Source organism: Microbacterium testaceum (assembly GCF_020781835.1).
GTDB lineage: Bacteria > Actinomycetota > Actinomycetes > Actinomycetales > Microbacteriaceae > Microbacterium > Microbacterium testaceum_H.
The window spans coordinates 170,577-182,341 of the sequence record NZ_JAJGNJ010000007.1 but is presented as its reverse complement, the minus strand read 5'-3'; the positions used below and the strand labels follow the sequence as shown (position 1 = coordinate 182,341).

At 68.8% G+C, this 11,765-nt stretch carries 14 protein-coding genes and 1 tRNA gene; 10 read left to right on the top strand and 5 right to left on the bottom strand.

Annotated elements, in window-relative coordinates; translation table 11 throughout:
- Nucleotides 1-104 precede the first annotated feature (104 nt).
- From mscL to LL239_RS12030, 3 genes are read right to left on the bottom strand one after another with little or no spacing between them, the layout of a single operon-like run.
- Nucleotides 105-521 carry a large conductance mechanosensitive channel protein MscL gene (mscL, locus tag LL239_RS12040; RefSeq protein WP_228163672.1) on the bottom strand — a complete coding sequence of 139 codons (417 nt, stop codon included), beginning with the start codon at nt 519-521 and terminating at the stop codon, nt 105-107.
- Between the two features lie 34 nt (nt 522-555).
- On the bottom strand, nt 556-834 hold the full coding sequence (locus LL239_RS12035) for an FmdB family zinc ribbon protein (RefSeq protein ID WP_228163671.1): 279 nt from the start codon (nt 832-834) through the stop codon (nt 556-558).
- A gap of 19 nt (nt 835-853) precedes the next feature.
- On the bottom strand, nt 854-1,450 hold the full coding sequence (locus LL239_RS12030; protein ID WP_228163670.1) for a 5-formyltetrahydrofolate cyclo-ligase: 597 nt from the start codon (nt 1,448-1,450) through the stop codon (nt 854-856).
- A 66-nt stretch (nt 1,451-1,516) separates the two neighbouring features.
- On the opposite strand from LL239_RS12030, the gene galU reads away from it, so the two are divergent.
- The 4 genes from galU to LL239_RS12010 all read left to right on the top strand — a co-directional run bounded on the left by galU (nt 1,517) and on the right by LL239_RS12010 (nt 4,442).
- Nucleotides 1,517-2,407, top strand: coding sequence for a UTP--glucose-1-phosphate uridylyltransferase GalU (gene galU, locus LL239_RS12025; RefSeq protein WP_228163669.1), 891 nt, complete (start codon nt 1,517-1,519; stop codon nt 2,405-2,407).
- A 14-nt stretch (nt 2,408-2,421) separates the two neighbouring features.
- The gene (locus tag LL239_RS12020; RefSeq protein ID WP_228163668.1) at nt 2,422-3,045 is read left to right on the top strand and encodes a GNAT family N-acetyltransferase; all 624 of its coding nucleotides are present in this window, start codon (nt 2,422-2,424) and stop codon (nt 3,043-3,045) included.
- A gap of 179 nt (nt 3,046-3,224) precedes the next feature.
- Nucleotides 3,225-4,289, top strand: a complete 1,065-nt coding sequence (locus LL239_RS12015) for a large exoprotein (protein ID WP_228163667.1) — start codon at nt 3,225-3,227, stop codon at nt 4,287-4,289.
- A 77-nt stretch (nt 4,290-4,366) separates the two neighbouring features.
- A tRNA-Ala gene (locus tag LL239_RS12010) sits at nt 4,367-4,442 on the top strand.
- A 304-nt stretch (nt 4,443-4,746) separates the two neighbouring features.
- On the opposite strand, the gene LL239_RS12005 is transcribed toward LL239_RS12010, so the two are convergent.
- The gene (locus tag LL239_RS12005; RefSeq protein ID WP_228163666.1) at nt 4,747-5,097 is read right to left on the bottom strand and encodes a winged helix-turn-helix transcriptional regulator; all 351 of its coding nucleotides are present in this window, start codon (nt 5,095-5,097) and stop codon (nt 4,747-4,749) included.
- Between the two features lie 77 nt (nt 5,098-5,174).
- Between LL239_RS12005 and LL239_RS12000 the strand changes: the two genes are divergently transcribed.
- Nucleotides 5,175-5,828: an FMN-dependent NADH-azoreductase gene (locus LL239_RS12000; protein WP_228163665.1), complete on the top strand. Its 654-nt coding sequence runs from the start codon at nt 5,175-5,177 to the stop codon at nt 5,826-5,828.
- Nucleotides 5,829-6,003: 175 nt separating this feature from the next.
- Complete coding sequence (locus LL239_RS11995; protein ID WP_228163664.1) at nt 6,004-6,825, top strand: nucleotidyltransferase domain-containing protein; 822 nt, start codon at nt 6,004-6,006, stop codon at nt 6,823-6,825.
- Nucleotides 6,826-6,859: 34 nt separating this feature from the next.
- Here the strand turns inward: LL239_RS11995 and LL239_RS11990 are convergent, their stop codons facing one another.
- Complete coding sequence (locus LL239_RS11990) at nt 6,860-7,024, bottom strand: hypothetical protein (RefSeq protein ID WP_228163663.1); 165 nt, start codon at nt 7,022-7,024, stop codon at nt 6,860-6,862.
- 161 nt (nt 7,025-7,185) lie between these two features.
- On the opposite strand from LL239_RS11990, the gene LL239_RS11985 reads away from it, so the two are divergent.
- Genes LL239_RS11985 through LL239_RS11970 form a run of 4 tightly spaced genes read left to right on the top strand, consistent with a single transcriptional unit; the run spans nt 7,186 to nt 11,642 of the window.
- Nucleotides 7,186-7,365, top strand: coding sequence for a hypothetical protein (locus LL239_RS11985; RefSeq protein ID WP_228163662.1), 180 nt, complete (start codon nt 7,186-7,188; stop codon nt 7,363-7,365).
- Between the two features lie 43 nt (nt 7,366-7,408).
- Nucleotides 7,409-8,710, top strand: coding sequence for a glycosyltransferase (locus LL239_RS11980; protein ID WP_228163661.1), 1,302 nt, complete (start codon nt 7,409-7,411; stop codon nt 8,708-8,710).
- The gene (locus LL239_RS18055) at nt 8,707-10,563 is read left to right on the top strand and encodes a right-handed parallel beta-helix repeat-containing protein (protein WP_228163660.1); all 1,857 of its coding nucleotides are present in this window, start codon (nt 8,707-8,709) and stop codon (nt 10,561-10,563) included. Before LL239_RS11980 ends, LL239_RS18055 begins: the two co-directional genes overlap by 4 nt.
- Nucleotides 10,560-11,642, top strand: coding sequence for a right-handed parallel beta-helix repeat-containing protein (locus LL239_RS11970; protein WP_228163659.1), 1,083 nt, complete (start codon nt 10,560-10,562; stop codon nt 11,640-11,642). The genes LL239_RS18055 and LL239_RS11970 overlap by 4 nt, the downstream gene beginning before the upstream one ends.
- Nucleotides 11,643-11,765: the final 123 nt, after the last annotated feature.

The following is an 11,765-nucleotide window of genomic DNA, read 5'->3' as shown; positions in this document are numbered from 1 at the left end:
GCACACGGCCGTCGCCCGCCGCGGCACCGCCCAGGATCGCCGTGATCAAGGCCTGCCCGCGACGAGACGCCGGGATATGGCGGATCGGTGCGCGGGGCGGCTTGTCAGCCGCGCGGCTGACGCTCGAGCAGGTCGCGGATCTGCACGAGCAGCTCCTGCTCGGTAGGGAGCTTGGGCTCTTCGGTGTTCTCCTGAACGCCGGCGTGCGCGGCGGCACGGGCCTTCCACTGGTTCATGGGGTAGACGAACACGAAGTAGACGACGAGCGCGACGGCGAAGAAGCTGATGATCGCGGTGAGAAGGGCGCCGAGCGGGAACGTCACGGTCTGCCCGTACAGGCCCGTGATGCTCGGCCCGAATTCGCCGTTGTCGTTGGGCACGTAGAAGATCGCGATCAGCGGGTTGATCACCGAGCCGACGATGGCGTTCACGACGGCGGTGAACGCGGCTCCGATGACCACCGCGACAGCGAGATCGATGACGTTGCCGCGGAGGATGAACTCCTTGAATCCCTTGATCACGACCAGGCTCCCCTTCCGCCGCGTCGCGCGAGAGTCAGGATGCCGGGGCGGACGCGGTCTTCGTCGATTCCGAGGACGATGATGTCGAAGATCCGCCCGTGCTCCCGGATGCCGCGCCGGACGCGGCGGCATTGGACCCGCGCGAGTCTGTGCGGTAGAAGCCGGAGCCGTTGAAGGTCACACCGATCGAGCCGTACTGCTTGCGCACCTCGCCGCCGCATTCGGGGCATTCGGTGAGGGCGGCGTCGGAGAAGGACTGCACCGCGTCGAAGCGGTGACCGCACTGCTTGCAGGCGTAGGAGTAGGTGGGCATCTCGGGTTCCTTCGGGTGTTCAGGCGGCGGAGCGGTCGATGGTGACCGTCCGCGTGGGGGTGACGACGCCGGAGACGGGCTGATCGTGCACGTCGCGCGGCACGTCGTCGACGAACTCGGAGTCGAAGATCACGGCGTACACCGGCGGGCACTTCTCCATCGAGCCGATGGTCTTGTCGAAGTAGCCGCCTCCCCAGCCCAGGCGCATTCCGCGCTGGTCGACCGCGGCTGCCGGGATCACGAGCAGATCGACGTCGTTGACGGCGATCGGGCCGAGCACGTCGCCGACCGGTTCGGGCAGTCCGAACAGACCCTCGGCGATCTCGGCATCCGGTGTGGCGACAGCCCAGTCGAGCAGACCGTCCTCGCGCGTGATGGGGAGGAGGACCCGGATGCCACGAGCGACCGCTCCGGCGACGAAGGAGTGCGTGCCGGGTTCGGTCGTGGTCGAGAGGAAGCAGGAGATGCTGCGGGCGCCCAGACGGTCGACGAGAGCGTCCAGCTGCTCCTTGACGCCGGCCTCGGCCAGCTCACGCCCGTGGGCCGAGACGGTCTGGCGTCGTTCGCGCAGGTCGGCGCGGAGAGCGCGCTTGGCCTGCTCGATGCTGTCGGGCATGCAGCAAGTGTACGTGGGTGCGCAATCGGTAACAGCGCGGTCGCGCGGCACCAGTAGGGTATGCGCATGCCTAACAAGCCCTTCAAGGCCGTGATCCCGGCCGCAGGACTCGGTACTCGCTTCCTTCCGGCCACCAAGGCCATGCCGAAGGAGATGCTCCCGGTCGTCGACAAACCCGCCATCCAGTACGTCGTTGAAGAGGCCACCGGAGCCGGTATCAGTGACGTCCTCATCATCATCGGACGCAACAAGAACAACATCGCCAACCACTTCGACTCGATGCCCGAGCTCGAGACGAAGCTGCGTGAGAAGGGCGACCACGACAAGCTCGCCAAGGTCGAGCACTCCTCCGACCTCGCCGACGTCCACATGGTGCGCCAGGGCGAGCCCAAGGGTCTCGGCCACGCGGTGCTCCGCGCCCGCAGCCACGTCGGAGACCACCCGTTCGCGGTCCTCCTCGGTGACGACCTCATCGACGAGCGCGACCCGCTGCTCGAGCAGATGCTGGCCGAGTACACCAAGCGCAACGCCACGATCATCGCCCTCATGGAGGTCGACCCCGCTCACATCCACCTCTACGGTGTCGCAGCGGTCGAGCCGACTGACGACGACGGTGTGGTCAAGGTCACCCAGCTCGTGGAGAAGCCCAAGGCGGAGGACGCTCCCTCCAACCTCGCCATCATCGGCCGGTATGTCCTCGGACCCGACGTGTTCGACATCCTGGAGCACACCGAACCCGGAAAGGGCGGCGAGATCCAGCTGACCGACGCGCTCGAAGAGCTCGCGAACGGCGGTGGCGACGGCGGCGGTGTCTACGGTGTCGTCTTCCGCGGGCGTCGCTACGACACCGGCGACCGTGTCGACTACATCAAGGCGATCGTTCAGCTCGCCTCCGACCGCGAAGACCTGGGACCTGCTCTGCGTCCGTGGTTCAAGGAGTTCGCGGCGGGTCTGTGACCCGACGGGATGCCATGGATCTCTCCGTCCCACGACGGCACGGCGAGGTGTCGATCCGTCTCATTCGCAACCGCGACGCGCGCGTGCTGCAGCAGCAGCTGATCGACAACCGGTCGTGGTTGCGGCCGTGGGAGGCGACGAGTCCGGACGGGCCCGTCTCGTTCGACATGCGGCTCGGCATCCGACGTCTTCTTCAGCAGTATCGCGACGGCCTCGGCGTCCCCTTCGTCATGGAGTGGGACGACGAGGTCGCCGGTCAGCTGAACGTGTGGGGCGTCTCACGCGGCTCCCTCGCCTCGGCGACGATCGGGTACTGGGTCGCGGAGGAGTTCGCCGGACGCAACATCACGACCATCAGCGTCGCGATGGCCACGGACGTCTGTTTCACCGCGCTGAACCTGCACCGTGTCGAGATCTGCATCCGTCCCGAGAATCACGCGAGCCTGCGCGTGGTGGAGAAGCTCGGGTTCCGCTATGAGGGACTGCGCCGTCGGTACATCCACATCGACGGCGACTGGCGCGATCACTACGCGTTCGCGCTCGTGCGCGAGGAGGTTCCGCACGGCGTGCTCGACCGGTGGGAACGGGGCCAGGTCCCCCCGGACGCCGCGCGCGTGCCGCCGGCGGACCGCCTGTAGGTCAGGGGCGACGGGCGGCGAGAAGCCGGCCATCGCCTCCTCCCGGCGAGACCCCACCCGGCTGACGTCGCATCTGCCGACTGCACCGGGGGTGTCGGCGCGACGCAGTCTCGAGATCCGCGGCCGCGACACGCGGAAGGATGCCGAGGTGTGACCTCGGCGTGACCTACCGTGGTGCCATGGGCGGACAGGTTCTCGGCGGCGGGGTGATCGTCTTCGTCGCGGTCGCGCTGTGGTTGGTGTACCTGCTCCCGTCATGGCAGAGCCGTCACCGCTTCACCTCGGCCGAGCGTAACGCCGTGCGACTGAACCAGGCGTTGCGCGTTCTGGCCGAGACCGCCGAGACTCCCCGCGAAGTGCACCTCGAGCTCACGGCGCGCACCGCGCACCAGCAGCAGAAGATCGCGCGTCAGGTGCAGGCGCAGAAGGCCCAGACCGATCTCGCCGAGGCCAGGGCCCGGCTGGAGGTGGCGCGCCAAGAAGCCGCACGTGACCGAGACCTGGTTCGGGAGCAGCGCGCTGCTGCGCTCGAGCTCGCCCGGGCTGAGCGGGCGGCCGCCGTCGAGGTGGCCAAGGCCGAGCGGGCCGCGGCCCTTGAGAAGACGCGAGCCGAGCAGGCTGCCGCCGTGGAGCGCGCCCGCGCGGAACGTGCCGCCGCCATCGCACGGCCGGAGTTGCGTCGGGCGCGCGCGCGTCGTCGTTTCCGGCTCGCGACGACCTCGTTCGCGGGCCTGGGGCTCGTCGCCGCCGTGACCGGTGGCATCCAGGCATTCTTCGGTGCCGCCCCCGTGCTGCTGTCCGTCGGGGGAGCGGTGCTGGTGCTGGCTCTGATCCTGCTGCAGCGGTTGTCGCGCGTCGCCGCCCGTGCCACGGCACGGCCGATCGCTGCGGCATCCGAACGCGCCCCGATCGAGGTGCAGGACTTCGCGGCCGCGGCTCCGGCACCTCGGCCGACATGGACGCCGCGCGAACTGCCGCGGCCGCTGGTCGCCTCCGCGGGATCGCGCGCCGCCGCCGTGGTCGATGAGCAGCTCGCCCGCGAAGCGCTCCGTGCTGCCGCGCGCGAGCAGGTCGCCCGTGACATCGCCGCCGCCCAGGCGCCCACGCCGATCGACGTCGCGCGTCCGGCGGCCGAGGCATCCCGACCCGCCCCGTCGCCCTACGCGAGCATGGGATACGTCGACGACGCCGAGATCGAGGACCACGTGCGCCGGCTCCTGGATCGTCGCGCGTCGGGGCAGTAGCCGAACGCAGCGCCACGCCCGGTGGTCAGCCGGGTCGGGTGACGCACGGGTGGCGTGATAGTGTTGTCGAGTTGTCCGGGCCTGTGGCGCAGTTGGTAGCGCGCTTCGTTCGCAATGAAGAGGTCAGGGGTTCGAATCCCCTCAGGTCCACCAATTCGCAACGGCGTCTCTCCTTCGGGAGGGGCGCCGTTCCTCGTTTTCAGTCACCTCCTCGGAGCGGGCGGCCCCGTCGATTCGCCCGCGCGCGCGGACCGTGGCGACGCCCATACCTTCAGGGCGGGCGCGCGGAGCGATCGCCTATTCGCGGAATGTCCCGGCCGAGGTGCACGCCGCCGGGGCCGGCATGGGATCAGGTTCTGAAGTGCTCGGGACGGCTTCGGGTCGTCGGGGCGTGTCGAGGTGCCGGCGGTGGGGGCGCTCCGTGGGCCAGCCGCGCGGGGACCCCGTAGGGGCGGCCTCAGCGGTTGGCGGCCCTCGGCGACGTCAGATTCTCTCGCGCCCAGGCGCCGAGCTGATCCAGCACGGGCAGTAGCCGGCGGCCGGCATCCGTCAGCTCGTACGACACCGACACGGGCGGACCGGCCTCGACCCGGCGAACCGCGAGCCCCGCGCCGGTGAGCTCTGCGAGCCGATCGGAGAGCACGGTGTCGCTGATACCTGAGACCGCGCGCCGCAATCCGACGAACGACGTCGCCCCGGCGCCGAGCGACGACAGGATCATGCCGTTCCACCGTTTACCGAGCACGGAGAAGGCGAGCGTCACCGCGGCGTCACAGGCGGTGTGCTCGGCATCGGGCATCTCCGGCATCCTTCTATCGTACGCGTGCTACAGTCGCGCTAGTCGCTACGTTTTACACAGTGACTATCATTTCAGATTGGAGCGTCATGTCCCTCTTCCGCCTGGATGCCAGCATCCTGCCCACTTCGAGCGCGAGCCGGTCGCTCGCCGACCTCGTCGAGCAGGAGTGGGCTGCCGCCCACCCCGATTCGGTCGTCACCCGGCGCGACCTCGCGACCGACCCCGTCCCGGCGACGGCCTGGGCGGATGCCGTGACCGGGAAGTTCGTCTCCGCCGAAGAGCGTACGGAGGGCCAGCGAGCGGCCCAGGCACTGGCGACGGCGTTCGCGGACGAGCTCATCGGAGCCGACGCGTTGCTCTTCGCGGTCCCGTTGTACAACTACGGTGTCTCGCAGCATTTCAAGACCTGGTTCGACCTGGCGTACACCGATCCGCGCATCGACCCGCAGGGCACGGCTCTCCGCGGCAAGCCGGCAACGCTCGTCACCGTGCTGGGCGGCAACTACGCACCGGGAACGCCGAAGGAGGGCTGGGACCACTCCACCGGCTGGCTGCGCCGGGTGCTCGCCGACGTCTGGGGTCTCGACCTGCGCGTTGTGGAGCGCCCGTTCACACTGGTCGGGGTGAACCCGGCAATGGACGCGTTCGCGGATGCGGCTGCAGAACTCAAATCCAAGGCCGAGAGTGAGGCTGTGGCCTACGGCCGCGAATTGGCCGCGTCGCGCGCCGCGTCGAACTGACAGATGTCCCGGGGCCCGGCGGTGAGGGGGATCTCTCGCCGGGCCCGCGGGTCGGACCGATCGTCGTTCTTCGCACCGGCACGACGTGACGGGTCGAGGTCGCGGATGACTTGGCGAGGCACGGATGTGCTCCGTATCCTGGAGAACTTTCGTCCACTCGACCCGCGAGGCCCCCATGTCGTACCCGGAACCCCTCTCCGCCGCGCTCGATCGCATCGTCTCTGCCGTCTCGACCGACCCGCGATTCGAGGGTGTCGCTGCGGGGGGATCGCTGCTGAACGGAACGGCCGACGAGTTCTCCGACCTCGATCTCGTGCTGGTGGTCGCCGACGCCCACTACCGTGACGTGATGGATTCCCGCGTCGACCTGGCCGCGGGTTGGGGGCGACTCCTCGCCGCTTTCACGGGCGAACACGTCGGGGAGCCGCGGCTCCTGATCTGTCTGTTCGACGAACCGTTGTTGCACGTCGACCTGAAGTTCGTGACCGTCGCAGACCTGGACGAGCGGATCGAGGACCCCCTCGTCCTCTGGGAGCGTGACACCGTCATCACCCGCCGGCTGGCAACGGCCTCCGCGACACCTCTCGCCGTGGATCCGCAGTGGATCGAGGACAGGTTCTGGGTCTGGGTGCATTACGGAGCCACGAAGCTCGGACGGGGGGAGATCTTCGAGACCGTCGACTTCCTGTCGTTCCTTCGGGCTAACGCTCTCGCACCGCTCGCGTCGCATCTTCGAGGTCACGAGCCGCGCGGAGTACGCCGTGCCGAAACCCTGCTGCCCGATGTCGTTCCCGCCCTGGCAGGAACGATCCCCGGTTATGACGTGTGCGCATGCGTGACGGCGACGCGGAGGACGATCGCGCTCTACCGGCAGCTGCGCGAGCAATTACCCCTGCCCGTCCGACGGGGGATCGAAGCCGAAGCGGCCGCCGTTCGCTACTTCGAGATGGTTGCGTTCGCGGTGGCCGCGAAAGCGGACGGTGCCGGGCGGAGCTGAGACGTTCTCTCGGCCCTGTCGCGGGGCGAAACGCTCAGGTCGTCCGGCGGCGTGCGCGGCTCCGTACGACGCCGAAGACAAGGGTTCCGAGGAAAAGGACGACCCCGATGATGGCGAGCCAGAGCAGGCCCTCGAACGCGAACCCCACGATCGATAGCACCGCCCACGCGACGAGCAGGATGACGAGTACGGTCCACATGCGCCGGACCGTACGCCGATGAAATCGGATGCGATCGTCCATTGACGAACGCCCGATCGTGTGCAGCTGACTCGCCGATCAGCGGGCCGGCCTCGCGCGCGCCCGCCGCGCGTTCGCGCCCCCGCGCGCCCGCGCGCTCGCCACCGCAGCCGCGCGCCCCCATGCGCCCGCGAGAGTACGACGCGCCCCTCGAGATGTCGACCCCCGAACGGATCGGGCTCGCCGGGTCGTTCACTTGCCGCACATCGCAGATCCCGAACGTGATTCCCGAAACGGTTCCAGCTCTCGCCCGGGTGATGGTCGCCGTCGCCCAGCGCCGGTACTCGCTGACCGTCGTGTGATTACCCTGTCCCTTCGCGAGAAACGACGTCCCCGATGACGCCTGTGCCTTTTTCCGTTGTCCCGCTCCTCACCGCCGTGAGTCCCCCCGTCGTGTGGCAAGCCGTCCAGGACGTCTATGCCGATGTGGCCTGGTACTTCCCGCTCGCCATCGCGGGGGTCGTGGTCTGGGGCCTGTGGCTCTACCGCTTCATCCTGTCGCGCCGCGCGCGGCCGATCGAATCCGACTACCGGACGACGACATCGGTGATCGTGCCGTCGTACCACGAAGACCCCGACATCCTCATGCGGTGTCTGGAGTCCTGGCGAGCACAGGGCCCCACCGAGATCATCATCGTGCTGGACGTCCAGGACCTCGAGGCTCACCGGCGGATCGTCGCACTGGCCGATGACCGCCTGCGTCCCATCCTCTTCCACCACGTCGGGAAGCGGTCTGCGCTGGGGGCGGGCATCCGTCTGGCGGTCGGGGAGATCATCGTGCTCACCGACTCCGACACCTGGTGGCGTCACGGGCTTCTCGTCGCCGTGCAGAAGCCCTTCGCCGACCCGCTGGTCGGGGGTGTGGGAACGCACCAGAACGTCTTCCAGGCGCGTACGAGCGTCTGGCGTCGCATCGCCGACTGGATGGTCGACCTCCGCTACTACGACTACGTTCCCGCCATGGGCCGCGCGGGTGCGGTTCCGTGTCTGTCCGGCCGCACAGCCGCGTACCGACGCGACGCTGTACTGGCCGTGCTCGACCACCTGGAGAACGAGTTCTTCCTCGGCCGACGCTGCATCGCCGGTGACGACGGCCGCCTCACGTGGCTCATCCTCGCCTCCGGCTACAAGACGGTGCACCAGTCCTCCGCTCGCGCGTTGAGCATGTTCCCGGACACCTTCCGGGCATTCGTGAAGCAGCGCGTCCGCTGGAGCCGCAACTCCTACCGCTGCTACCTGACCGCCGTCGCCAAGGGGTGGCTGTGGAAGGTGCCCTTCGTGACGAAGGTGACCGTACTGCAGATCCTTCTGACCCCTGTGACGATGGGGCTGACGATGTTCTATCTCGTCTTCAGCCGGTTGGACCTGTCGGTGCTCGGCATCCTGGCAGCGGTCGGCTGGGTGCTCCTGGGACGTGGCATCCGAGGGATCTCGCACCTGCGTCGCAACCCCGCCGACCTGCTCATCCTGCCCCTGTACGCGATCGTGGTGATCTTCGTCGCGCTGCCGGTCAAGACGTTCTCCTTCTTCACGATGAACAAGCAGGGGTGGTTGACCCGCCATGCGAACCAGATGGGTGGGGACGGCCAGACGGCGCGGACTCTCGAACCGCAGGTCGCCGCTCTCGAGCCGGCGGTGGCGTCGTGAGGGGGCGCACGGTCGCGGCCATGGTCGCGGTGGCGGCTCTCGTCGGCGGTGGGGCGGCCCTGGCGGCCACCCAGTTCATCGAGGCTTCGGGCGAACCGGAGGCCTACGGAGTGAACGAGATCGCGCGCAACGGCAACGTCCAAGGCGTGCTGTATCCGGGTGATCCGACGAGCGAGGCGGAGTTGGTCGAGCAAGAGGGGCAGCGCGTGGTCTACGTGCGCAAAGTCGCCTCGGCCGCCTACTGGGCGCTGTCCGTCGATGAGCCGTACCGCTTCCAGACCGGTGACCGGTACACCCTCGTGCTGCCCGAGCGACCCGAGCCCTACACCGTCGACGATCTGCTCGCCCTCGCACCGGAGTCGCTGACCTCCAACGCGGACGGGTCCTACCTCCTCACGGAGGACATCGCCGTCATGGAGGGAGCGACCCTGGCCCTCGGGTCCGTCGCTCTGCGGCTGCAGAGCTCGGCGGCCGGTTTCACCTCCATCGTCGCGTTCGGTGGACGACTGGAGATCGCCGGCACTCCGGAGGCCCCGGCATCCATCACCAGCTGGGACAGCGCCGCCGGGGCGCCGGATACCGACACTCGCGACGGTCGCGCTTACCTTCGCGTCATCGGTGGGACCGCCGACCTGAGCCACGCCGCGCTGTCGGCGTTGGGGTTCTGGAGCGGCAGCACGGGAGGCCTGGCGATCACCGGGAGCGATGATCTGGACGATCCGACGCTCGCCGGCACCATGCAGCCTGGCGCGCGGGCACTCGTCGCACCGCCGGGTGCTCCCGTCGTCGACGCCGCCGCTGCGATCGACGACGCCGATGCTGCCGACGCCGCTGCGTCCTCGGCGCCCGCAGGTCTCGCGTCCGCCACCATCGCGGACTCGGCGATGACGGGCAACGCCTTCGGCATCTTCGTCTCCGGTGCGCAGAACGTGAAGATCACGCGCACCACCGTCAGCGGCAGTCTGGTGGACGGGATCACGTTCCATCGTGCGGTATCGGCGAGTCTGGTCGAGGATTCGCAGTCCATGGACAACGCCGTGGACGGGGTGACCATCGGCCGCTCCACCTCGGGCATCACGCTGCAGAACGTCATGGCCGCTCGCAACGGTCGCAATGGAGTGTCCATGGACGGCCAGTCCCTGGCCGATGGACCCAGCGCTTCCGGGACCACGGTGGAGAGCTTCGGCGACAACATCCTCGACGGCGGTCATGTCGCCGAGAACGGCCGCTACGGGGTCGAGATCATGGGTGGCAGCGGCATCCAGGTGACTCAGACGCGGTTCGTCCGCAACCCCGACGGTGTCGTGCTCGACCGCGGAGCGGCCGGGGTCCGGGTCACGGGGAACGAGTTCGTCGATCAGGCGGCGAAGTCCATCGCCGTCCGGGAATCGGTCACGGATGCCGTCGTGGAGGGCAACACCATCACGGGATCGGACACAGGCGTGAACGTGCGCAACGCCGATGCCGACATCACCGGCAACGTCGTCCATGATGTGTCGAACCACGCCGTTCTGCTCGTCGGCGACGTGACCGGGACGACCGTCGCCGGCAACGATCTCGGTGGCGACGGCAGCACGGCACTCCGTGCGGAAGGCTCTCGCGGCGCGGTCATCGGCGAGAACGACACCGACCGGTGGCATCCGGCGGCGACCGTCACATCCGTGCTGCGGTTCATCTTCCAGCCGCTCACGGTCATCTGGCTGGGACTGGGAGTCCTGCTCCTGGTCACGGCGGCGACGAGGAAGGACCGCCACTTCGGCACCTTCCGCCACCCCTATGAGCAGCATGTTCCCCTCACATCTCTGAGCCGCGGGATCGTCTCACCCGACTCGCTGCGGGACGGACCGTCATGAGGCAGGGCCGACCCGTGCTGATCGTGCTGGCCATCGTGCTTCCCGTGATCCTGATCGCCGGAATCGTGGTCGTGCTCGTCACCCGGGGGGCGTCCCCCGAGGCGGAGCCGCAACCGTCGACCGGGGTGAGCGATCCGTCCCCGGGACCGCAACCGACCGGTCCCACGGCCGAAGGGGTCGACTGCACCGAGGCCACGGTCGTCGTCGCGACGGCCTCAGAGTTGCAGGATGCCCTCGACGAGGCGCAACCCGGAGCCTCGATCCGCTTGCAGCCCGGCGTCTATCCGGGCGAGTTCACCGCGACCGCGACGGGTACGGCCGACGCCCCGATCCATCTGTGCGGCGCCCCCGACGCCGTGCTCGACGGCGGAAGGGTGGACGGCGGCTACGTGCTGCACCTCGACGGGGTCTCCCACTGGCGAGTCGCAGGCTTCAGCATCCGCAACGGTCAGAAGGGACTCATGGCCGACGGAGTCACCCACACGGTGGTCGAGGGCCTGACGGTTTCCGACATCGGGGATGAGGCCGTGCACCTGCGCGCGCACAGTACCGACAATCTGATCTCCGGCAACGTCATCCGCGACACCGGCAAGCGCCGGGCGAAGTTCGGTGAGGGCGTGTACATCGGTACGGCGGAGAGCAACTGGTGCGATGTCACGGACTGCGAGCCCGATCGCAGCGACCGCAATGCCATCGTCGGGAATCGGATCTCCGGAACGACAGCCGAAAGCGTCGATGTCAAGGAGGGGACCACGGGCGGGCGTGTGGAGGGCAACACCTTCGACGGGGCCGCCCTCGTGGAGGACGATGCGGATTCGTGGGTCGACATCAAGGGCAACGACTGGGTCATCCGCGGCAACACCGGCACCGATTCGCCGGGGGACGGGTATCAGACCCACGAGATCCTCGACGGCTGGGGGCGAGGCAATGTCTTCAGTGCCAACGTCGCCGACGTGGGTGGTCCCGGATTCGGCTACGCCGTGACGGCCAGGCTCGGCAACGTCGTCGAATGCAGCAACTCCGCGTCGAATGTCGGTGAAGGCCTGAGCAACGTCGACTGTTCCGCGGGGACGCCGTAGCCGGACGCGCGGGACGCGGGCCCCGCGTGCCGTGACGCGCCGGGTACGCGGGTTCCGCGTACCGAGACGCGGTGGCCGAGCGGAGCCGGTGTTCGCACCCGGCCCCGCTCGACCGCACGTCGC

Excerpts from the sequence above, each read along its gene's own strand:
- LL239_RS12030 (WP_228163670.1), bottom strand. The coding sequence starts at position 1,450 with ATGCCCGACAGCATCGAGCAGGCCAAGCGCGCTCTCCGCGCCGACCTG.
- galU (WP_228163669.1), top strand. The coding sequence starts at position 1,517 with ATGCCTAACAAGCCCTTCAAGGCCGTGATCCCGGCCGCAGGACTCGGT.
- LL239_RS11970 (WP_228163659.1), top strand. The coding sequence starts at position 10,560 with ATGAGGCAGGGCCGACCCGTGCTGATCGTGCTGGCCATCGTGCTTCCC.
- LL239_RS11985 (WP_228163662.1), top strand. The coding sequence starts at position 7,186 with ATGCGCCCGCGAGAGTACGACGCGCCCCTCGAGATGTCGACCCCCGAA.
- LL239_RS12000 (WP_228163665.1), top strand. The coding sequence starts at position 5,175 with ATGTCCCTCTTCCGCCTGGATGCCAGCATCCTGCCCACTTCGAGCGCG.
- LL239_RS12005 (WP_228163666.1), bottom strand. The coding sequence starts at position 5,097 with ATGCCGGAGATGCCCGATGCCGAGCACACCGCCTGTGACGCCGCGGTG.
- LL239_RS12020 (WP_228163668.1), top strand. The coding sequence starts at position 2,422 with ATGGATCTCTCCGTCCCACGACGGCACGGCGAGGTGTCGATCCGTCTC.
- LL239_RS11990 (WP_228163663.1), bottom strand. The coding sequence starts at position 7,024 with ATGTGGACCGTACTCGTCATCCTGCTCGTCGCGTGGGCGGTGCTATCG.
- LL239_RS12015 (WP_228163667.1), top strand. The coding sequence starts at position 3,225 with ATGGGCGGACAGGTTCTCGGCGGCGGGGTGATCGTCTTCGTCGCGGTC.
- LL239_RS11995 (WP_228163664.1), top strand. The coding sequence starts at position 6,004 with ATGTCGTACCCGGAACCCCTCTCCGCCGCGCTCGATCGCATCGTCTCT.
- LL239_RS12035 (WP_228163671.1), bottom strand. The coding sequence starts at position 834 with ATGCCCACCTACTCCTACGCCTGCAAGCAGTGCGGTCACCGCTTCGAC.